18 protein-coding genes are annotated in these 21912 nt (G+C 62.2%); 7 read left to right on the top strand and 11 right to left on the bottom strand.

Annotation, left to right across the window (positions count from 1 at the left end):
• Positions 1-893 precede the first annotated feature (893 nt).
• The 6 genes from S6FBBBH3_RS07985 to S6FBBBH3_RS07960 all read left to right on the top strand — a co-directional run bounded on the left by S6FBBBH3_RS07985 (position 894) and on the right by S6FBBBH3_RS07960 (position 6723).
• Positions 894-2861: a cytochrome C gene (locus tag S6FBBBH3_RS07985; RefSeq protein WP_120177245.1), complete on the top strand. Its 1968-nt coding sequence runs from the start codon at positions 894-896 to the stop codon at positions 2859-2861.
• Positions 2862-3200: 339 nt separating this feature from the next.
• The gene (locus S6FBBBH3_RS07980; protein WP_120177244.1) at positions 3201-3674 is read left to right on the top strand and encodes a rhodanese-like domain-containing protein; all 474 of its coding nucleotides are present in this window, start codon (positions 3201-3203) and stop codon (positions 3672-3674) included.
• A gap of 102 nt (positions 3675-3776) precedes the next feature.
• Entirely contained in the window at positions 3777-4163 is a 387-nt protein-coding gene (locus tag S6FBBBH3_RS07975) for a DUF4418 family protein (RefSeq protein ID WP_120177243.1), read from the top strand.
• A gap of 171 nt (positions 4164-4334) precedes the next feature.
• Positions 4335-5534 (top strand): ABC transporter permease, encoded by a 1200-nt coding sequence (locus S6FBBBH3_RS07970; protein ID WP_120177242.1) that lies wholly within the window; start codon positions 4335-4337, stop codon positions 5532-5534.
• A 1-nt stretch (position 5535) separates the two neighbouring features.
• Positions 5536-6225: an ABC transporter ATP-binding protein gene (locus tag S6FBBBH3_RS07965; RefSeq protein WP_232008764.1), complete on the top strand. Its 690-nt coding sequence runs from the start codon at positions 5536-5538 to the stop codon at positions 6223-6225.
• Positions 6226-6306: 81 nt separating this feature from the next.
• Positions 6307-6723, top strand: coding sequence for a thioredoxin family protein (locus S6FBBBH3_RS07960; RefSeq protein WP_120177241.1), 417 nt, complete (start codon positions 6307-6309; stop codon positions 6721-6723).
• Positions 6724-6888: 165 nt separating this feature from the next.
• Here the strand turns inward: S6FBBBH3_RS07960 and S6FBBBH3_RS11115 are convergent, their stop codons facing one another.
• From S6FBBBH3_RS11115 to S6FBBBH3_RS07925, 7 genes are all read right to left on the bottom strand, one after another.
• Complete coding sequence (locus S6FBBBH3_RS11115; RefSeq protein ID WP_170143892.1) at positions 6889-7689, bottom strand: basic amino acid ABC transporter substrate-binding protein; 801 nt, start codon at positions 7687-7689, stop codon at positions 6889-6891.
• A gap of 583 nt (positions 7690-8272) precedes the next feature.
• Positions 8273-9070: a basic amino acid ABC transporter substrate-binding protein gene (locus S6FBBBH3_RS07950; protein WP_170143891.1), complete on the bottom strand. Its 798-nt coding sequence runs from the start codon at positions 9068-9070 to the stop codon at positions 8273-8275.
• Between the two features lie 470 nt (positions 9071-9540).
• On the bottom strand, positions 9541-11724 hold the full coding sequence (gene speF, locus S6FBBBH3_RS07945) for an ornithine decarboxylase SpeF (protein ID WP_120177238.1): 2184 nt from the start codon (positions 11722-11724) through the stop codon (positions 9541-9543).
• 313 nt (positions 11725-12037) lie between these two features.
• Positions 12038-12373 carry a cytochrome c3 family protein gene (locus tag S6FBBBH3_RS07940; protein ID WP_120177237.1) on the bottom strand — a complete coding sequence of 112 codons (336 nt, stop codon included), beginning with the start codon at positions 12371-12373 and terminating at the stop codon, positions 12038-12040.
• 22 nt (positions 12374-12395) lie between these two features.
• On the bottom strand, positions 12396-13880 hold the full coding sequence (locus S6FBBBH3_RS07935; protein ID WP_120177236.1) for an FAD-dependent oxidoreductase: 1485 nt from the start codon (positions 13878-13880) through the stop codon (positions 12396-12398).
• A 274-nt stretch (positions 13881-14154) separates the two neighbouring features.
• Positions 14155-14814 carry a response regulator transcription factor gene (locus S6FBBBH3_RS07930; RefSeq protein ID WP_120177235.1) on the bottom strand — a complete coding sequence of 220 codons (660 nt, stop codon included), beginning with the start codon at positions 14812-14814 and terminating at the stop codon, positions 14155-14157.
• Between the two features lie 3 nt (positions 14815-14817).
• Positions 14818-16752 carry a sensor histidine kinase gene (locus S6FBBBH3_RS07925; protein ID WP_120177234.1) on the bottom strand — a complete coding sequence of 645 codons (1935 nt, stop codon included), beginning with the start codon at positions 16750-16752 and terminating at the stop codon, positions 14818-14820.
• A gap of 202 nt (positions 16753-16954) precedes the next feature.
• On the opposite strand from S6FBBBH3_RS07925, the gene S6FBBBH3_RS07920 reads away from it, so the two are divergent.
• Positions 16955-19174 carry an autotransporter outer membrane beta-barrel domain-containing protein gene (locus tag S6FBBBH3_RS07920; RefSeq protein ID WP_120177233.1) on the top strand — a complete coding sequence of 740 codons (2220 nt, stop codon included), beginning with the start codon at positions 16955-16957 and terminating at the stop codon, positions 19172-19174.
• Positions 19175-19301: 127 nt separating this feature from the next.
• Here S6FBBBH3_RS07920 and S6FBBBH3_RS07915 read toward each other — a convergent pair whose 3' ends face one another.
• The 4 genes from S6FBBBH3_RS07915 to S6FBBBH3_RS07900 form a co-directional block, all read right to left on the bottom strand.
• Entirely contained in the window at positions 19302-19775 is a 474-nt protein-coding gene (locus S6FBBBH3_RS07915; RefSeq protein WP_120177868.1) for a peroxiredoxin, read from the bottom strand.
• A gap of 426 nt (positions 19776-20201) precedes the next feature.
• Complete coding sequence (locus tag S6FBBBH3_RS07910) at positions 20202-20423, bottom strand: FeoC-like transcriptional regulator (RefSeq protein WP_170143890.1); 222 nt, start codon at positions 20421-20423, stop codon at positions 20202-20204.
• Between the two features lie 257 nt (positions 20424-20680).
• A complete protein-coding gene (locus tag S6FBBBH3_RS07905; RefSeq protein ID WP_120177231.1) occupies positions 20681-21208 on the bottom strand; it encodes a hypothetical protein in 528 nt (175 codons plus the stop codon).
• A gap of 83 nt (positions 21209-21291) precedes the next feature.
• Positions 21292-21819 carry a glycine zipper 2TM domain-containing protein gene (locus S6FBBBH3_RS07900; protein WP_120177230.1) on the bottom strand — a complete coding sequence of 176 codons (528 nt, stop codon included), beginning with the start codon at positions 21817-21819 and terminating at the stop codon, positions 21292-21294.
• Between the last annotated feature and the right edge of the window lie 93 nt (positions 21820-21912).

Genomic DNA, 21912 nt, shown 5'->3' with positions numbered 1-21912 from the left:
CTCACGCTTTCTTCTGTCGTTTCTTGAAACCCGCCGATCATGCGGCCCGGTGCGCAACGAGCGCCCGGGCCGCATGCCTTTCGAGCGGTCCCCGGCGTCTCCTTCCGTCTCCGGCCGTCTGCGGTGCTCTCGGTCGCTCTTCCGTACGCGTTCATTCGCAACGCCTCCGAGCAGTGCCGTGAGCGTCTCCGTCGCCCGCGAAACCCCGCTTCCGCACGCCGAAATCCGTCATTTCCCGTTCGACTCGACCGAACGAAGTTCGGAGGGAGGCACCCGCGACACGTTCGCCCGCCCCTCGAAATCGCCGTTTCAGGGGTGGGTTTTAACTATTGAAATCTAATGATTGATAGTAAAAGGCAAGCTTTGGCCCTGGTAATTTCCCTGAGAGACGGGAAATTTCATCATTTTGTACCTCTAAGGAGGTATTTTTTGAGCTCTCAAAATCACCCGTCTTAAGGTTCCTGTGAGAGGGGAGGTTACTACCTAGTAACGACCTGTTAATGGAATGACTCATTCCATTTGGTGGAACAACCTTCGAAAGACTAGGGGCATATACCATAGTATCTACCTAAGTAGAGGTAAAGACGATCGGTTTATCCGAATGGAGTGTTTCGCCCTGCGGCGCACCATACTGAATGACCAAATGTTGTAATTATCATTATGAAAAATAAGGGATAATTTTGTTTATCCTAATGAAAATCCGACTGAAAAAGTCGGGAAAAAAGGGACTTTTCGGGGGTTCGACGGGGTGCTTTCTTAATTTGAGATTAAGGAGTAGAGTTCGGCTTGCGGATCCGCGAGGGTTTGCATTTGACCTCAATTGAAGTCGGACTTGAAAGAGAACGACATTTGTTTCAACACTTTTTCACAAAGAGACCACCAAGGAGCTAATCATGACCAAGCACTCCAAGCTTCTGTCTCTGGCCGCCTGCTTGTCGGCCGCTGTGGCTACGACGGCTTTTGCCGCCGAAGCTCCGGCTGCCGCCGATCAGACGTCGGTTGACCTTCCGCGCACCCTCGACGGCTATGTCGCTCAGGACAAGGCCTTCTGGGATTACCTCAAGGCGAACCACCCCTATTTCAAGTACCTCAAGGAAGGTCGCGTCGTCGGTAAGTTCACGATGTCCGACCGTAACGAAGAGTGGGTTGAATTCGGCGGTGGCGACAAGTACCACCACGACACGGGCCGCAAGGCTGCCGTGACGTATCGTCTGCCGTACGAATCCTTCCTCGATCTCCCGAACAACTTCGTGGGCCCGAAGAAGTGCGGCGAATGCCATCCGTCGCAGTACGAAAAGTGGGAACGTTCCCGCCACAACAAGATCGTCCGCTTCCCTGAAGAACTCACGGAAGTCGGCGGCGACATGAAGAAGCCCCTTTACAACTCGAAGGCTTCCGTCCTGCCCGAAGGCATTGAAGCCGACGACGTCTACGTCATCATGGGCACGCCCCGCACGAAGTACGGCTTCGTCGACAAGTGGCTCGTGCGCGGCACGTACCACGTCGAAGGCGGCAACCTCGGCCAGGGCACCGGCAAGATCGTCGCGGGCGGCAACCAGTTCTCCCGCAACTGGGCCGAACACATCACTCCGGAAGTTGCCAAGAAGATCAACGCCTGGGATCCGACCTTCCCCGTGAAGCTCGAAGACTTCGGCGCTCAGTCTTCCAACGTCTGGGGCTTCAACTCCTACGGTTCGTCGAACCGCACGCAGGCCATGTTCCAGCCGGGCTCGTCCTACTGCGAAATCTGCCATACGTGGAAGTTCGACTTCAAGAGCCAGGACGAACTCTTCGCCGCTTTGGGCGACGCCAAGAAGTTGCGCTCGCACACGATCGCCAAGGGCGTCTCGTGTGAAGAATGCCACGGCGCCGGCGCTCACCTTTACGGTGCTCGCGGTGCGGGCATGCCGTCCGATTGCGAACGCTGCCACCAGCGCTTCGTCTACAACCAGGACGATGCCAAGAACAACTTCAAGACGCCGTTCAACACCTACTTCAAGAGCTTCTGCCCGGCTTGCGGTACCGAAGGTTCGCAGTCCCACTATTCGAAGCACTATCAGAAGGGCATGCGTTGCACGACCTGCCACGACCCGCATGAAGTGACCTCGAACGACTGGGCTTCTCACTACACCGTCCCTAACCTGAAGAAGCAGTTCCAGGATTGCCATACGACGGCTGCCGAATTCTTCGCTCAGGGGGGCACCCACAGCCGCAACAGCTGCGAATCGTGCCATATGCCGATGATGGGTTCGTGCGAAAACTTCGCCGCGATCCAGCGTCCGGACCTCGCCGGCTTCGACAACGTCCGCCGCAGCCATATGTGGCGCATCCTCGTCGACCCGGAAAAGAAGTCCATCAATCCTCCCGAAGGTACCAAGGACCGCAAGCTTACGAGCCCGAAGGGTTGGAACCTCACGAAGGATGACGGTCGTCCCTACATCGACCTGATGTGGAGCTGCGGCCGCACGGCGTTTGCCGACCGCTACCTCGTCGAATCGATGGGCTGCCACAGCCCGATCCAGTCGAAGTTCCCGGAAAGCATGCGCTTCAAGGACCAGAAGACGATCTACAACAAGGTCATCGCTTGGCAGACCCCCGTTAAGGAAGGCTACGCCAAGATCACGGCCGACCTGTTGACGATCCAGGACAAGCTCGAAGTCGCCAAGATCTCGGATGCCGAACGCGCTCAGGTTCTGCTCTATGTGGAACAGGCCCGCAAGAACGCCGCCAAGATCAAGGATGACGGTTCGTGGGGCGTCCACGGTCCGAAGTACGCGAAGACCCTTGTGAACGAAGGCAAGGTCTTCTGCGAACAGGCTCTCGCCATCCTCGACGCCGGCACGAAGACCGCCAAGAAGTAATTCTTGAGGTCCGAGTCGACCGGGCGGCTCGCCGCCCGGTCTGCCGGAAGGCCGAAAAAGGCACCCCGACGAATTTCGGTTCGCCGGGGTGTTTTTTTATTTCGCAGCCCCCGAAGGGCGCGAAATCTTAAGCCTTCTTCGTACGAGGAAACCGATCGAATCGTTCGGGAAAACAGGCTTTCGCAGTGTTTTCCCTCATGCCCGAAACGTGTTTTCGGTAACAAAGCCTTAATCTTCTCCTGCTAGGCTCCTTTTAACTTTCGGGTCTTGCGCCCGACGCCGACGCGCGGGTCTCGTCCCCGTCGGCACGACCGCCACCCATCCATCGGAGAGAACCCCATGAAAAAAGCCCTCGTTTCCGTCCTGACCGCCGGTGCTCTGGCGCTCACCGCGCTTTCCGCTCACGCGGTCGAACAGATCATCGACCCGAAGGGGAAGACCGTTCAGGAAATGCGCCAGCCGATTCCGCTGTCGCTCGCGCGCGTGCACAAGGTGCTCGGGCAGAAGGGGGTGTATCTCCTTGACTGCAACCCGGACGAGATCTATCAGAAGAGCCATCTCCCCGGGGCCATCCACGCGAACATCGAAGACTGGACGAAGTTGCTGCCCGAAGACAAGAAGAATTCCTTCATCATCCTCTACTGCATCAACCGCATGTGCAACGTCTCCTTCGAGGCTTCGCTCGTCGTGATCGACAAAGGTTATGAAAATGTCTACGTGATGCCCGACGGCATCCAGGGCTGGGTGTCGCACGGCTACGAATTCGAAGGCACGGGCCGCCGTGACCCGGGTCTCGCGTCGCGCAACAAGTAAGCCGCACGAAGCCGCAGTTTTTCCCGAAAAGGGGACGTGCCGGGGGACGCGTCCCTTTTTTCCGAGCCCCTCTTCCCTTACGACCAAAAAGGAATTTTTCCCATGAAACCCGCATTCTTCTCCGGCCTTCTCATGCTCGTTCTGGGTGCGCTCACGGCCTTTGCCGCGCTCGTGTGGTTGCCGCACTGTGCGGCCAATCCGCCCATGAAGTGCGTCTGGATGACGCACGCCGTGGCCGCGGCGGCGGGCGCCGTTGCCGTCCTGGGCGTTCTCATGCAGTTTGCGGATCGCGGCGTTGCCATGGGGCTTCAGATCGCGAACGTCGTTTTGGGTCTTCTCATCATCGCGCTCGCGACGGTCGTGATCGGCCCCTGCCCGAATCCCCTCATGAAGTGCCACTCGACGACGGAAGGCGCCCTGGTGATCGCGGGTGCAGTTCTGGCCGTTGCGGCGCTCGCGGACTTCTGGCGACTCTCGCGCCGTCGCTGATCGACGCCGATCAACGCTCGGAAGGCCCGCGACGACCGCGCGACCTTCCGAGGTTGTGAAACAGGGGGAGCGGTCGAACCGTTCGGTTGATCGACCGACGGTCGCCCTCCCGATTCTCGCGGTCTCTTGCCTCGCTCGGTTTTCCCACCGGATATTCGGAGTCGCACCTTCATGTTGCCTCTATCCACCCGGCGAATCGCCTCGGCGAACCTCGCCCAGAAACCCTTCCGATCGCTCAGCCTCGCGCTCGTCGTGGCGATTTTCGCCTTCATGCTCTTTGCGGGCTCGATGATTTCGGCGAATCTGCAATCGGGCATCTCCTCGCTTTCCGCCCGCATGGGTGCGGACCTTCTCGTCGTGCCGCAGGGCTCCGGGAAGAAAATGGAAAGTGTCCTGCTGCGTGCCGAACCCTCGACCTTTTATATCGACGAGTCGGTCCTTGACGTCGTGAAAGACATCCCGACCGTCGCGCAAGCCTCGGGACAGCTCTTTATTTCGTCCTTGGACGCGCAGTGCTGCACGGTGAAGGTGCAGCTGATCGGGATCGATCAGTCGACGGACTTCGTCGTGGAGCCGTGGCTTCGCAAGGCGGTCGACCGCCCCTTGACCGGCAACGAAGTGATCGTCGGCGACTACATCTTCGGCGAGATCGGTTCGGAAATCACGTTCTACAACCAGAAGTTCACGATCGTGGGGCGCTTGGAGCCCTCGGGCATGGGCTTCGACTCGTCGGTCTTCATGAGCATGGAGGCCGCACGCAGGATCGCTCACATCGCTTCGCCCGACATGGGCAATAAGGTCGACAAGGCCTATTCCTCGATTCTCGTGCGCGTCAAACCCGGGGTCGACCCGATTTCCATTTCCGACGAAGTGCTCGACCGCATGGGCCTCAAGGCGAACGTCAACTTCGTTTTCGCCTCCAACATGATGAGCGACACGTCGGCGAAACTTCAAAACATCGTCACCGTCATGTATTCCGCCGCAGCGGGCGTGTGGCTCGTGGCCGCGCTCGTGATGTTCGTCGTTTTCTTCTTCGCGTTCAACGAGCGACAAAAGGAATTCGCGACGTTGCGTGCCCTGGGGGCGACGAAATCGAAGGTGATTTCGATCGTGATGACGGAATCCTTCCTCATGAGTCTTGCGGGTACGGTGGTTGGGATGTTCTTCGGGTGGCTTTTCCTTGAAGTCTTCTCGGTGTCGATCGCGAAGGCGATCGGGCTACCCTACCTCTCGCCCGCTTCGGGCGCCTTCTGGGGGACGGTCGTGACGTCTGCGGTGGCGGGTCTTGTGACGTGCCCCCTTGCGACCCTGCCCACGGCCTGGCGCATCGGGCGCAAGGACATCTACACGTCGCTTCGCGAAGGGGAATGAGATGAGCGAAAACGAAACGATTCTGATCGACGCCCGCGACGTCGGCAAACGCTACGAACGCGGCGGCCGCCCCTTCTGGGCGCTGCGCCACGCGAACCTCACGGTGCGCTCGGGCGAACTCGTGACGCTTCTCGGGCGTTCGGGTTCGGGTAAGTCGACGCTCCTCAACATCTTGGTGGGCCTTCTGCGCCCGACCGAAGGGAGCGTGACCCTTGTCGACCGCCCCTTGGAAGGCCTTGAAGACCGGGGAGCGTCGGAGCTTCGCAACCGCGCCGTGGGCTACGTCCCGCAAGGGGCCGGCGTTCTTTCCACCCTCACGGTGCTCGACAACGTGAGGCTTCCCTGGTACCTCGCGTCGCACGGGCCCGAACCGGAAGGTCGGGCGCTGGAGCTTCTGGAGTCCGTCGGTCTCAGGGACCTCGCGAACCAGTACCCGAGCGCGCTCTCGGGCGGTGAACTGCGGCGCGTCGCGATCGCGCGGGCGCTCATGAACGAACCGCGCCTCATTGTCGCCGACGAACCCACGTCGAGCCTCGACACCGAGTCCGCCGAAGGCGTCGTGAGGATTTTCCGCAAGCTTGCCGATGCGGGGACGGGCGTCCTGATGGTGACCCACGATTCGACGAGTCTCGACGTTTCGAACCGCCTCTACGACATGGCGCAAGGGGTGCTTACGGAACGAGCCCGCTGAAACCCGACCAACCACTTTTTCGCGGCCGACCGCCACGCGTCGGTTGCGACACCACTTTTCCTATAAGAGGAGAACTTTCCTATGTTTCGTCGTCAGATGATCGGCGCCCTCGCAGGTGCCGCCCTCCTTGCGGGTCTTTCCGCGAACGTTTTCGCCGCCGACTGGGTCGAACCCTTCCCCGTCAAGGGCAAGGTCACGGTCGTCGACTTCGGCGCCGAATGGTGCGCGAGCTGCCCTGAAATGGAAGCGCTCATGAAGAAGCTCCAGAAGGACTACGGCGACCGCGCCGCCTTCGTCACGGTCGACATCGACAAGTATCCCGGGATCGACGACAAGTACCTGATCACCTCGATGCCCACGCAGATGTTCTACGACGTGCACGGCGAACCGATCTGGGTCCACACGGGTGCGCTCGACGAAGCGACCCTGCGCGAACGCGCCGACATCCTCATCGAAGCGGCCGAAAAGGAAAAGGCCGAAGCCGCCGCGAAGAAGTGAGAGTGGGGGCCTTGCGCCCCTTTCCCTTCCTCTCCATCGAAGGGCGGAGAAAAGCCCGGTCGACCTCTGCGGACGACCGGGCTTCGTTTTGACTGCTCTCGCCGGGACTTCAGCTCGTCTTCGGGGGCCTCTCCGACGTTCGGGCGTTGTCGCGAGAGCGTGGGCTTACTTCGCGCCGTTGGCGGGATCGTTGTAGCCGAACCACTTTTTTTCGAGCGCCGCGTACGTGCCGTCGGCCTTGAGTTCGGCGAGCGCTTTATTGACGGCTGCAAGCAGTTCCGGATTGTTCTTCGGGATGATCATGCCCATTTCGGACTTGTTGATGGGCTCCAAGCGGTCCATCTTCGACGCGAGGGACGGGCGCTGCACGAGCATGAAGTCGGTCGAGGAGCGCGAGTTGATGACGGCGTCGGAATTTTCCGTGATGAGGTTCAGAATGGCGTCCGCGCCGCTGTCAAACGTTACGACCTTCGCGCCCGGGATCTGCTTCGCGCGGTCGTGGCTGATGGAGCCCAACTGCACTGAAATCGTCTTCCCCTTGAGGTCGTCGATCCCGTTGATGCGGGTGTCGCCCTTGCGCTTGATGATGGAGAGGCCCGAGTAGTAGAAGGTGTCCGAGAAGTTCACGCGCTTTTTGCGCTCTTCCGTTTTCGCAAAGCCCGCCGCACCCATGTCGATCGTGCCCGTCAGGAGCGCGGGAAGAATGGCGTCGAACTTGTACTCGGCGAACTTCACGGGGCGCCCCATCTTGGCGCCGATCGCGTAGACGAGGTCGACTTCGAAGCCGACGAGTTCGCCCGTCTTCGAATCGTTGAATTCGAAGGGCGGGAACGTGCGTTCGGTGCCGACGACGAGCGGCGCGGCCTTTTCCGCCGTATCGGCGGAGGCAGCAGCGGGGAGGCCCGAGAGGAGCGTGAGGGTCGCGGCGGTGGCAAGGAGAGTGCGGCGGGTAGCGGAGGGCGTCATGTTGGTGTCCTTCCAAATGGGGGAGAGTGAAGGGAAGTTGTTTTTCGAGTTTTCAGACGGAGGAACGTCGCGCACGTTCTCGAGGACCGGCGAAAAGGCCTGCGGCACAAGGCGTTCGAGCCGCTTGGCCTTTTCTTTCGGTCGTGCGTCGGCGTCTTCCGTTAGGGCAACTTTAGCTTTCGTTCGACCGCATCGAGCTCGTCCGCCCCCGCGTTTTCTCAGGCGAATTCGCGAACTTTTGAGCCGATCCGAGGCGAGATCGGCAGAACTCCCGAATCCACGAAAACGGTCGACAAAAGGGGCGGGAAACCGACGAATGGCGACTGCAGCGCGCTGTAAATCCGACGAAGGGGTGTTCGGGACGTGAGATGACGGTCGGCGCGATGCGAGCGGCCCGGAGGACGCAGGAGGGGGGGCTTCGGAGGAAGCGGCAGGGTGTTCGTGCGGTGCGCGCCTGGGGCATGTAGGGGCCTCACAACGAAAAGAAACCCGATCGGCTTTCCGGCCGACCGGGCTTCTCATGCGGCTTTGCTGCGTCTCGAGCTCCCGTCGGGCCGAGACATTTATATGGGTAAGCGGGTGCTTACTTCAGGTTTTCGGGGTCGTTGTGACCGAACCACTTCTTTTCGAGGGCGGCGTACGTGCCGTCCGCCTTCACTTCGGCGAGCGCCTTGTTGACGGCTTCGACGAGTTCGGTGTTGCCCTTGCGCACGACCATGCCCATTTCGGACTTGCGGATCGGCTCCAGGCGTTCGATCTTTTCGCCGAGCGACGGGCGCTGCACGACCATGTAGTCGGTCGAGGGGCGCGAATTGATCACGGCGTCGGAATTTTCCGTCGTGAGGTTGAGAATCGCTTCGGCGCCGCTGTCGAACGTCACCACCTTGGCGTTCGGAATCTGCTTCGCGCGTTCGTGGCTGATCGAGCCCAACTGCACGGAAATCGTTTTGCCGACGAGGTCGTCGATCCCGTTGATGCGCGTGTCGCCCTTGCGTTTGATGATGGTGAGGCCCGAATGGTAGAAGGTGTCCGAAAAGAGAACGCGCTTCTGGCGTTCGGGCGTCTTCGCAAAGCCCGCGGCCCCCATGTCGATCGAGCCCGAAACGATGGCGGGAAGGAGCGCATCGAAGCTGAAGTCGAGAAACTCTACGGGACGGCCCATCTTGGCGCCGATCGCGCGAACGAGGTCGACTTCGAAGCCGACGAGTTTGCCCGTTTGGGAATCTTTGAATTCAAAGGGCGGGAACGTGCTGCTCGTGCCGACCTTGAGCGGTTCGGCGGAGGCCGCATCGGCGGCCGAAGCCGCGGCGGGCAGGCCCGAGAGAAGCGTGAGCGCCGCGGCGGCGGCGAGGAGATTGCGGCGGGCGGTAAAGGGAAGCATGGTTTTCATCCTGAAAGGGAGGCGAATGGATTGTTCTTGGCTTTCGAAGAACCGAGCTCCGTCGGGGCGTCGGAATGAGCGCCGATTGCGCGCAGGTTGTGCTTCGGTTGGCTCGGTCCGTTCGAACACTCTACCGCCCGTTTCGGCCCTCGGACCCTTGTCCCACCGCCCTTTTGTCGGACGAAATCGCGAGTCTTTGAGGCGACTCGCAGCGGGCTCGGCAAAACCTCCGAATCCACGATTTCGGTCGACAAATGAACTGAAAACCCGACGAATTAGACTCGAACGGCGGATGAAATCCAACGAACCGCAGGACCGACGGTTCGAGAGCTCGCGCTCGGGGCTCCTTCCAAAAAGCGGACGGGGCCTTCCCCAAAGTGAGGAAAGCCCCGTCGCGGGTGTCGAGCGTGTCGAACGTCGGTCCGGCTCGGATCAAGTCAGTCCGAACCTCGCGTCGTCACGGGCGGCTCTCAGCCGAGCAACTCCTTTGCGCGCTCTTCCGTGAGCACGTACCCGTAGGCGCGCTTGCGTCCGTCGGCGTCTTTTTCGACGTACACGCCCTGGAGTTCGATCGAGAAGCCCGGGAACCGGTTGATGTTCTCTTCGAAGGCGAGGAAGTAGTCGAGGACGGCGCCGCCCCAGACTTCGCCCGGAACGACGCAAAGAACGCCCGGCGGGTAGGGGAGCGCCCCTTCGACGGCGATGCGACCCGCGGCTTTTTCCAGGGGCACGAGTTCGGCGTTGCCGCGGATGAACTCGTAGTGCGCCGCCTGCGGCAAAAGAGCGCGCTCGGGGAAGTGCGCGCGGCGGAACATCGCCTTCTGAAGCCCCTTGAGGTTCGTCGCACGGCAGAAGTCGTGCATTTCCTGACAGAGTCGGCGGATGGTGTAGCCGCGGTAGCGTTCTTCGTGCGCGGCGTAAAGCGACGGGAGCACCTCGGAGAGCGGCGCGTCCGCGTCAAGGAGCCGCTCGAAGCGACGGATCTGCGAGACGAGGTGTTCGGTCTTCGCGAGGTCCGCGGCGGGCGTCATCAGGAAAAGGATCGAATTGAGGTCGCACTTTTCGGGAACGATCCCATTTTCACGGAGGTAGTTCGCCAAAATCGTCGCGGGCACGCCGAAGTCGTCGTATCCGCCCGTTTCCGCACGGATCCCGGGGGTCGTGAGGAGCAGCTTGCACGGGTCGACGAAGTACTGCTTCGGGCCGTAGCCTTCGAAGCTGTGCCACGAGGCGCCCGGCTCGAACGCGAAGAAACGCAGATCCGAAGCGATTTTCCCCGTCGGGTGGTCTTCCCACTTGAGGCCGTCGACTTCCTTCGGGATGAAGGGAAGGATGTACTTGCAGTTGCGAAGAATCTGCTTGCGCGCTTCGATCGTCACCTTGACGCAGTCGTCCCAGAGGCGACGACCCGATTCGCCCTCGTGCATCTTGGCGTTGACGTCGAGCGCCGCAAAGAGCGGATAGAAGGGGCTCGTCGACGCGTGCATCATGAAGGCGTTGTTGAAGCGCTTGTGCGGGCAGTAGCGGCGCTGTCCCTTGATGTGGGAGTCCTTCTTGTGGATTTGCGACGTCTGCGAGAAGCCTGCCTGCTGCTTGTGAACGGAGTGCGTGACGATGATGCCGGGGTCTTCGGGCCCGAGCTCAAGAAGGAGGGGCGAGCAGTCCTTCATCATCGGGATGAACTGCTCGTACCCGACCCAAGCGGAGTCGAAAAGGATGTAGTCGCACAAGTGTCCGATGCGGTCCACCACCTGACGGGCGTTGTAGATCGTGCCGTCGTAGGTGCCGAGCTGAATGACCGCCAAGCGGAAGGGGCGCTTTGCGTCGGCGCGCTTGGGGTCCGCCTCGCGAATGAGGTCGCGCAGGTAATTCTCTTCAAAGCAGTGATCGTCGATCCCGCCGATGAAGCCGTAGGGGTTGCGGGCGGTTTCAAGATACACCGGAACCGCACCCGCCATGACGAGCGCGCCGTGGTGATTCGACTTGTGGTTGTTGCGATCGAACAAAACGAGGTCGCCCGGGGCGAGGAGCGCGTTCAAAACGACTTTGTTCGCCGAGGACGTGCCGTTCAGAACGAAGTACGTCTTGTCGGCGTTATAAACCTTGGCCGCCGCCTGCTGCGCGAGGTGCGGAGCGCCCTCGTGAATGAGGAGGTCCCCCATCGCGACGTCGGCGTTGCAGAGGTCGGAGCGGAAGAGGTTCTCATCGAAAAAGTCCGCGAATTCGCGCCCCGCGGGGTGACGGCGGAAAAACGCCCCGCCCTGGTGGCCCGGGCAGTCGAACTGGGCGTACCCCTGATCGACGTAGTCTTCGAGTCGGGCGAAAAAGGGCGGCAGCACGCGCTCTTCGTAGCCGCGTGCAAGTCCGTCGATGCGGCGCCCGAAGAGCATGGCGTCCGTCGGGTTGCGGCTGATGACGGCCGCGGCACGCCCCGCGAGCGCCGCGGGAAGAGGTTCGCCCTCGGCAACGAGAACGATCGGAATACGGAATCCGGTGTCGTCGACCTTGTCGAGAAGCCCCGCTTCGGCTTCCTTGACGGTCATGACCGCAACGGAAACGTCCGTGAGGTCGGCGTGGTCGAACGCAACCACTTCGCGCTCGCAGCGAAACGCGGAAACGGTACCGGGAGTGGCGGCAATCTTCAGTTGGCGCATGTTGAACCTATGGAGATGAAAAAAAGCGCGGTGTCGGACGGGAGCGTCCGCGTTCGGGTTCGAAATCGAGGTCGGGAAGAGCCCCGAGGCCGAGAGTGTATATCAATTGTCGACGATTGCAACGGTTTGATGGGGCGAACGGTACGCGGGATTGAAAAGAGGCGATGCGACGGGGCAGCAAAACTCTTCCGGGGCGCTCGCCGACAAAAAGGCCGACGCCCCGTTTCGGCGCACGGCGAAATGCGGCGAAACGGGGCGTCGGCGCCCGGGGGTCCGAATCCCGAGGAGGGCCGAAACCCTCCTCGGGAAAGCATCATTTCGGCATGATGTTGAACTTGTGGCAGTCGTTGCACATCAGGCGCGGAGCCTGGTGACCGCGGTGGCATTCGACGCAGTTCACGTCACCCAAGTGCGTGTAGTGCGGATTGGGTTCGAGCTTCGCGGTGCGCTTGGCGAGGTCGTCGTAGTTGTGGCAGGTCTTGCAGGCGTCCTTTTTCACGACGGCGCCCGGGGCGGGAGCCGTCTTGTGGCAGCTCGCGCATTCGAGACCGCGCGCGACGTGACGGTCGGCGAGGCTGTGGTCCGCGGCAAAAGCGCTGCCTGCGGCAAGCGTAAGAGCAACGGCAAGGGTCGCAATGTGCTTCATCATTTAAGTGTTCTCCTGAAACGTTTTAAGCCTTCGCGCGCTTGGCGAGTTCCGCGCCGGCGATGCGACCGAAGACCGTGGCGGCACCGAGCTGGGCGCCCCCCGCGTAGTTGTGGTAGAAGATCCCGCCCGCGGCGTTGCCGGCCGCATAGAGGCCCGGGATCGAGCGGCCGTCCATTGATTGGATTTCCGCCTTCGTGTTGATGAGGGGCCCGCCGAAGGTGGCGGTGAGGCCGCCCTGGAAGGGCACCGCGTAGAAGGGGGCCTTGGCGATCGGGTGGGGCTTCTTGTACGTGCAGGGCGGATTCATTTCGCCGAGCGTGCCCTTTTCGACGCGCGCGTTGTAGTCCGCGACGAGCTTCGTCACCTTTTCGACGGGGAGCTTCACGCTCTTGCACAGCGCTTCGATCGTATCGGCCTTGCCGTAGGGGCTGTTCAGGCGGTCGAACTTCGGGATCACCTTGTCGAGGACCGGGCACGTGCTGTCGACGATCACCCAGGCGAAGTTGTCGAGCGTCTTTTGAGCGCACGTACGGGCCTTGATGACGTAGGTATTGTTTTCGTCCATGAAGCGGTTGCCCGAGGTGTCGACCTGAACGCCGTAGCCCGAATTGAGGACGTCGGCGGGGTTGACGTGGGTGGAGCCGATGATGGGGCCGTTGTGCATCTGATCCATGTTGACGCACTTCGCAAAAAGCGGGAGCGTAAGCGAAATATTTTCGCCCGTCGTCGAGGTCGAACCGCGAAGCACCATGCGCGTGGCCCAACCGCCGATGTAGCGGCAGACCATTTCGGGGTTCGCCGAGAAACCGCCCGTCGCGATGCAAACGCCCGCCTTCGCGGCGAAGGACTTCATGCCTTCGGGCGTCGCAAAGCGCACGCCCGTCACGGCATAGCGGTCGTCGTGCAGAAGCTCGACCGCCTTGTGTTCGTAGAAAATCGGAATGTTGCGCTTCGCGCAGGCGGCAAGGAGCTTGCGAACGAGCTGGGCGCCACCGGTGATCCCTTCGCCTTCGACGCGGCACGTGCGGCCGAGACGCGGATAGGGCATCGGGCGGATCTTGCCGAACTTGACGCCGATGTTGCTCTCAAGCCAGTCGATGCCGGCCGAGATGTTGTCCGTGTAGCAGCGGTTGAGCGCGCGATCGCCCATCTGCTTCGAGATATCCATCATCATCTCGAAGAAAGCGTCGGCCGTGTCTTCGATGCCCTGTTCCTTCTGGTGACGGGTGCCCCAGCCGCAGACGGAACCGAGCGCGAAAATGGCGTTGCCGTCCGGGCGGTCCTTCTTTTCGAAAACGGCAACCTTGGCGCCCGCGTCGTGCGCGGTGATCGCGGTGACGAGCCCCGCGGGACCCGCACCGAGAACGATCGCGTCGAAGGCGGTGTTCGGCGAATCCTTGGCGTTCTGCGCGGCGGAGGCGGCGCCCGAGAAACCCGCGGCGGCGGCACCGGCGGCGCCGAAAATCGAAGACTTCAGCAGTCCGCGACGGCTCAATTCTTTGGTCATGTTCGTACCCGATAGTTGTTGTGTGGGAAAAAAGGAACGGAGGAACGGGCCGAACGGACCCGCCCGGTCTCCGTGACGTGAGTATCGACAGACGACCCGCTACGTAGTCCGCTGCGGTGTCAAAGAACGGGCGATTTCGAGCGAAGGCGGGGTGAAAACGGAGGAAATTTAAGGGAAATCACGGGGGTATTTCGGAGCGAGTGCCCCCGTCCCGTCGGCGCCGGAGAGAAGCAAAAAAGCTTGGCGGTCTTCGGCGCCGGTGCGATCGACGGAGTCAGGGGTGCGCATCGCGAGCCGCCTCGAAGAGCGCTGCGATTTCGTCGGTGCGACGCACGCCGAGCTTGCGAAGGACGGCGGCGCGGTGGGTTTCCGCGGTGCGCAGAGCGATTTCGAGTCGTTCGGCGACTTCGCGGTTCGCGAGCTTTTGTGCGAGAAGCTTCGCGACTTCCGTCTCGCGCTCGGTGAGCGTTTCAAGCCGCCGCCGCGCTTCGGCGGGCGGAGGCGGGCCGTCCGAATCCGAAAGACTCCGGTAGGCGGCGCGGGCGATCGAGCCGAGAAGCCGCTCGTTGTCGATGGGCTTCAGGATGAAGTCCGCGGCGCCGTCGAGCATGGCCGAAACCGCCATGTCGACGTCGCCGTGTCCCGTCAGAAAGACGATCGGAAGTCGGATCCCGAGGTCGTTCATCCGTTCCTGTGCTTCGAGCCCCGACAGAGAGGGCATGCGCACGTCAAGAACGACGCAGCCCGGAACGCTCGGCGCGTCGGACTTCAGAAAGTCTTCCGCGCTCCCGTAGGAGGCGACGCGCCAGCCTTCGACTTCGAGAAGAAATTGCAGGGCGTCGCGCAGCTCCGCGTCGTCGTCGACGATGCGCACGAGCGTTCGGCGTTTGAGAAGGGCGATGTCGTTTTCGGTGAGAGATGGTCGAAAGGGCATGGTTCACAAGGTGTTGAGCGTGTCGGCGGAGGAAACGTTCGGAGAGGATGATGACGACGGGTCGCGGGTCGCGCGGCGTGCGAGCGGAATCAATGCGCGAACGAGCAATCCGCCTTCGGGCGCGTGCTCGAAGGCCAGGCGCCCGCCGTGATTTTCGACGATTCCGCGCACGATGGAAAGACCGAGGCCGAGTCCGTCCGCCTTCGACGAGGGCGGAGAGGTGCGGATGTGTTCGAGCGTTTCCGCATCGAGCGCCGCGCCGTTGTCGCGAACCGCGAGCTCCGCCCGACCTTCCGAGGCGCCGATCGTGACGGTGACGAGCGGATCCGCGATTGAGGGTTGTTGCTCCAAGGCTTCGAGCGCGTTTTTAATGAGGTTCAAGGCGACGATTTCGATTTCGAGCGGATCGGCCTCGACCGAAATGCTTGCTTCGCCCGAGCGCACTTCGGTCGCGATGCGGGCGCGGAATCGTCCCGCGGCGGCGAGGTCCGCGACGGCGCGACGCACGACCGATTCGAGCGAAAAGACGGTGCGCGGGCGAGAGCCGCGTTTGGCGTAGGCGCGAACGCGCTCGACGATCGCATCGGCTCGAGCCGTCTGCCGATCGAGCTTGTCGAGTACCGTACGGACGTGCTCGGGGGAGAAGTTCGGGGTCGCAGTCATTTTTCGCAATCCGCAACTGTAGAGCGAAATCGCGCCGAGCGGCTGTCGCATCTCGTGCGCGAAAATCGTCGAGAGTTGCCCGACGACGCCCGTACGCTCCAAGCGCTCCAAGCGCTCCGCGGCTTCGCGCTGCGCGAGTTCAAGGCGCTTCTGTTCGCCGAGCGCCCGCACGAGCTCGGCCGTGCGACGCCGCACGAGTTGCGTGATGCGCACGGAATGGAGCACGAGCCCGAGCGCAAGCAGTCCCGCAACGAGGAACCATTCGCGGTACTCGGCGACGAAACGCCGCAGCGTGCGTTCGCGCAAGTATGCGTAGTGCCCGATTTTGAGATCGCGAAAGAGCCGGTCGATGCTCGAAAAATCGGTGGCGACGCTCCAGTAGAGACCGTGCTCGCCCGAAGGCGGAATGTCGAGCAGAATCCGCGTCACGAGGCGCGAGACGTCGGGATCGGTGACGGAGGTCGAGGCGACCGTCCAGGCGGGGTAGAGGTCGGTCGAGCGCCGGCAGGGCTCGGGGCCCGTGCGGGTTTCGTCGTCGCCGGCCGAGGCGGCTCCGAGGTTGTCCTTGCGATGCAGGACGCGAAAGCGTCCCGCATCTTCGGGATGCCTGGCGAGCCACGCCTCCAAAAAGCACAGGCGCAGATTCGCCGCATCCACCTCGCCCGAGGCGAGAAGTCCGAGCGAACTCTGAAGGCGCTCGCCCGGCCCGAGGTAGCGCACGGCGCCGAAAAAGCGGTCGGGGTCGTAGCCCGAGCGAAGGATTTCGCCCGCGAGAACCAGCCTCCCCGTAAAACTTTCGGGGACGTTCGTCGCCAGCGTTTTTCCTTTGAGGTCGGCAAGCGTTGCGAGGTCCTCGCGGTCCGAGCGCACGACGAGCGCCGCCCCGTCATTGTGGTTCGGGTTCGGATAGTCGACCGAGGCGACGGTCGCAAGCGACCGGGCTCCCGCCGCGCGCATGCTGAGGAAAAAGCCCGAACTCGAAAGAAAGACGTCGAGTTCGCCCGCCCGTACCGCTCGGGCCAAGTCCGCCGTCGGGTAAAAACGCACCTCGAGGCGCTCTCCGAAGTGCGCCCGCAACGCTTCGATCGTCGGGCGGACGACGGCTTCGAAGGGCGACGGTCGAACGTAGGCGACGATCCCGAGACGAACGGGGGCGTCTTCGGGCATTCGGGCGGCGAAGACACCCTGCGGAGCTTCCGAAATCCAAAGCGCGACCGAGAAGAGCGCAAGCGTCTTTCGAAGACCTCGTCGAACGTGCGTGAACGAGCGGAACATGGGAAAAGAAACAGAGAGCGGAGCCGGCAGACCGGAAGATTATCGCCTGCGAAGCAGGAGCAGCGCGAGGGACGGGAGCGGCGAATTTCGGGAAATGACCGATGACATCGGACGGCCTTCCTACATAAACTAACCCCAAGCGGGGTGTCGCATTGCCGATCGCCTTGCTCTCAACCGAAGCACTCGAACCGAAGGAGGCGCCATGACACATACCGATGCGGTTGCCCGCGTACTTTCCTTTTCGTTCGCCGGCCTTGCAGGGGTTGCGGCGTGCGGGGTTTGCAATGCCGAGAGCGTCGTCGTAACCGGCAACGCGACGAACGGCGTCTTGTCGCTCGATGCCGAGAGTTATGCTCTTGTCTGTCCGGACGGAAACTGCCGACTTGCGGGTTGGGACGCGGATGAAGATCCCGATCGCAACACCTTCGAGCACGGATCCGTGACGCTCACGGGCGTGCGGGACGATACCGGATTCTTCTACGGCGCGGACCACTCGAACAATTTCGTCGACGAACACCCCGGATCGGGTCGGGTGACACTCTCGGACAACCGGGTCGAGCTTGTTGAGAGCGTGGCTTCGGACGTGCGGGGCGCGTATATCAACATCTCGCCCGCGAAATCGTACGAAAGCGTATCGGCCGAGCGGAATACGGTACGGTTTACGGGACATATCCCCGAGACAACGGAGGCGGTTTCCGCGGGCGGCGCCTACGTATTCGTATATGGAGGAGGTACGGGTACGGGCGACCTGCCCAAGCAGCTCTCGGTCTCCGGGAATCGTGCGGTGCTCTCGAACGTGACGGGCGGCTCGATGCTCTATGACCTCTTCGGAGGTCGCGTCTCGACGCTTCCCAATCGTCCGACGACCGAGCTCTCTGCGGTTGGCAACGCGGTCGAGATCGAGGGGAGCGAGCTTGACGCACGCTCTGCGTACCGTTTGGTGTTCGGCGGTTATGCAGGAAGTTCGGGCGGGAAAGCCACCGTGACGGAGAACAGCGTGTCGATCGTTGACAGTACGCTTCACGGCGCCGACATACAGTTGGTGGCGGCGGGCGTTGTCGATACGGACGGAGACTTCACCGTTTCGGGTAACGTCGTTCGGCTCCGGAACACTACGGTCGAAGGGGATGTCTACGGGGGATTCCACGTTACGAGCGGTCTTTACACGGGCGTCGGGATCGATGCCGGAAACCGCATCGAAGCTTCGGGCGTCAACCGCGTCCGCTCGGCGGGCGGTTTCGACACGTTGGTCTTGACGCTTTCCGACGTCAACGTCGAAAGTCCGGTGCTCACTCTGGAAGACCCGCTGGACCTCACGGGCCGCACCGTTCGACTGACCGCTTCGAACCTCAAGGATCCCGATGCGCTCTACGAGTGCGTGCTCGCGCCGGAAATCACGGGCCTCACGGCCGACACGATGGTCTACGAAGGGACGCTCGTCGACTATGCCTTCGAAGCGGACATCCTTTCGGAGGCAACGGGCGACACGCTTTCGGTCGGACGCGCGCGGTCGTCCCTCAATGAGAACGCGAAGACCCTCTCCGAAGTGCGTCTAGGCACGGCGGCCTTCGTTGCGCAGGGGGCGGAATTCGTGGCGGACGACGGCCTGCGGGCGCTCGATGACGCGCTCAAGCTCGGGGACCGGCAGGTGTTCGGCGTCGTCACGGGCGGAACGAGCCGCTACGAAACGGGGTCGCGCGTCGACGTCGACGGCGTGACGCTTGCAACGGGCGCAGCGGTTCGGCTCGGAAGCGGTGCGCTCGGGCTCTTCGTTGAAGCCGGTTGGGCGTCGAGCGACGCGGCGGCGGGAAATGCTACGGCCGAGGGCGACCATGACTACTTCGGTGCGGGCGTTGCGGGCCTCTGGAAGCTCTCGGATGCCTGGCGGCTCGATGCGGCGCTGCGCCTCGGGCGCTCGTCGACCGAATTCGACGGCCATTTCGAAAGCGAACACGCCGCCTATGATTCGGACGGGCTCTATGCGTCGGTGCACGCGGGCGTGACCCGCACGATGCCGCTTGCCGACACGATGCGACTCGCTTTCTACGGGCGCTACGTCGGCGTCTACCTTGAGGGCGACGACGTGCGATTGACGGACGAGGCCGCGTCGCGCTATTCGGCCGACGACGTGACGACACACGCGGCGCGTGCCGGCCTTAGGCTTTCGGGCGAAGGCTCGAGGCGATTCGCCTGGCACGCGGGCCTCGCGTACGAGCACGTCTTCGGGGGCGATGCAAGCGGCACGGTGGAAGGGCTCGCACTCGACGAACCGAGCCTTTCGGGCAATACGTTGATCGGCGAACTCGGTCTGGAACTGCGCCCCGAAGAGGATGCGTCCTGGGGCGTTCACTTCGGTCTGAAGGGTTACGGGCTCGACCGCCGCGGCGTGACGGGGAACGTTGCGGTCGGTTGGAGCTGGTAAGTCGAAGGAGGGCGTGCCTTCCTTGAAAAGCTCGGGCCCGCCGCAACCGAACGCACGTACCCGTGTACGTACCGTTCGGCTGCGACGGGCCCGTTGTTCGTCTTGATCGGGGGTCGGCGGGCGTCGATCAGCCCGCGAGCAGCGCGTAGAGCTCGTCGACGTGGGTCTTCGCGTTCACTTTGCGAAGGACATGCGTGAGGATGCCGTTTTCGTCGATCACGAAGGTCGAGCGTTCGATCCCGAAGCACTTCTTCCCGTACATCGTCTTTTCTTTGAGCACGTCGTAGAGCTTCACGACCGTCTCTTCGCGGTCGGAGAGAAGCGGGAAGGTGAGGCCGTGCTTCGCGCGGAAGTTGCAGTGCGTCTTGACGCCGTCGCGCGAGAGGCCGTAGATCGCGTAACCGAGCTTTTCAAAGTCGGCGAGGCGGTCGCGGAAGTTCTGCGCTTCGAGCGTGCAGCCCGACGTGTTGTCCTTCGGGTAGAAGTAAAGAATCACTTTCCGGCCGCGAAGCGAGGAAAGCGTCACGTCGGTCCCGGTGTCGTCGGGCAGCGTGAAATCGGGAGCGGGCATGCCCGGCTGAAGGGATTCGGCAAGCGTCATCGAAGAAGCCTCCAAAATGGTGTCGCTCTGCGTCGTCGAACCGGCGGAAAGCCCGGGCGACGGAAGCGCGCAAAAACGGTGGGCGGGAAATTTCAGGCAAGAAAAAAGGGCGAAATCTCTCGATTCGCCCTGCAACCTTGGTTCTTTGTGGTCAGTGGTTTTTCCGGAGTCTCGTAGACAATCAAGCTCAATCCCGATCCTTGAGCAACAGCGGAACGGAACCGAATGGACTCCCAACAGCGACTTGATTCTGACGAAGCCTCGCGGAAACGAAAGACACCACCTGAACCACAACAAGACGAACTATAGCAGGTCCGACAACAAAATGCAAGGGCAATCCCAAAATTTTCAAGGAGTTACATTTCGATGACGGTGCGATGACGAAATCATGACGCACGATCGGTCGGACGCGGAGCCTGCGTGCGGTCAGCGGCGGGTCGGGCGATAGCACTGACGGGCGTCGTCCGAGCAGCAGCACGAGCCCGTACATTTCGGGCGCTCGTACGCTTCGACGTCGCCGCGCTCGATCAAGCGGGAAAGGAGCACTTCCATCATCGGTTCCGACGTTTTGAAGTGAAGCGCGAGCTCGTTGAGGCTCACGCCCGGGTGCTCGCGAATGTAGGTGCGAATGTCGATGATCGAAGTCACGTCAGGTCCTCCCGGACAAAATCGGTGTGCGGTCGATGCTTGACGAAGAGGAAGAGCCTCGATCAAGGTGCTATGCTCGTCCGTCAAACGATAATGATTCGCATTATACGCATCTTTCTCAGGTGTCGGTCACGGTTCGCACGCCGTGCTGTCGATAAAAAAGCGCCTCCGCCTCGAAAGGCGAAAGCGCTCTCTTCTCGGAAGCGGGCGGGTTCTCCGGACTTCCGGTCCAAAAGCCGCCCGTCCGGGGTCGCCCGTCAGGGCGTCGGAGCGGCGAGCGCCGGATCTTCCTTCTTGAGATTGTCGATCTGCACGCGCAGGGCGTCGAGTTCGAGCTGAGCCTTTTCGCGGGCAAGTTCGGCGCGGGCCTTGTCGGTCGCGATCGAGTTGCCGACGGCGGCACGGCGGGCTTCGACGTCGAGGCGCTTCAATTCGAGTTCGAGCTCGCGTTCTTCGTCGGCGTAGCGATCGAGCTTCGCCTGACGTTCCGCCTTGGCTTTCGCTTTGGCCGCGGCCGATTCCGCGCGAATGCGTTCGGCACGGGCCCGCTCGACGCGAGCCTTTTCCTCGGCCTTCGCCTTGGCGGCGGCAGCGGCGGCTTCGGCACGGCGGCGCTCTTCGAGCTTGGCGCGTGCTTCGGCCTCGATCTGCATCTGCGTCTGCTTCACGACGTTGATGTTGTATTCCATCTCCGTCATGGGCACGGGCGCCGGCTCGGCCGACGCGGGAAGGACCGCAAAGGCGGCAGCGGCGAGGATCGCGGCTTCAAGGATGGTTTTCTTCATAAGATTTTTTTCCGGCGCCCGTTTGCGCGCGTGCCGCGCAAGCGGGGGCGCCCCTTATCGATGAATGGAGAGTCGTCGGCCGATCAGTTCTTCGGGCAACCGTAGGGGTTGTTCGGCTGAATGCGGGTTTCCGAGGGGCTGGGCGAAACCATGATGGCGGTGCCCGTCTTGAATTCGCACGGACGACCGACCTGGGTCGACTGCAGCATGCGACCGGTCGAGGTCTTGTAGACGAGTTGCACGCCTTCGACGAAGGACGTGGAGCTGCCGCCCCCGACGGCGTCGCCCGCGAGCGCGCCCACGGCACCGCCCGCGAGACCGCCGATCACGCGCGACGAGGTGTCGTGGTTGTTGTGGCTGCCGAGCGCGGCACCCGCGATGGCGCCGAGAATGGCGCCGGTCATCTGCGCGCGGTCGCGGTTTTCGGTGTTGCTCACGGCGACGCGCCCGGGCGAAATCGCGATGATTTCAACGGTCGTTACTTCCTGAGCGCGGTTGACGCTGCTCGAAGAGTAGACGTCCGAACGATAGGCCGTCCCGTCGGCGGCGCAGCCGGCGAGCATGGCGGCACAGAGAGCGGCGAGCGGGAGAAGAGCAAGCGATTTTTTCATTGGTGTTCCAGGAGATTTTTTTCGGTCGGGCCCGAGGTCCGTCGCTGGGAACGCATCGGGATCGGTCCCGGCCGATGACGGCGCGCATGCCGC

The organism is Sutterella megalosphaeroides (assembly GCF_003609995.1).
Taxonomy (GTDB): Bacteria; Pseudomonadota; Gammaproteobacteria; order Burkholderiales; family Burkholderiaceae_F; genus Sutterella; species Sutterella megalosphaeroides.
This window is presented reverse-complemented; position numbering and strand designations above follow the sequence as displayed.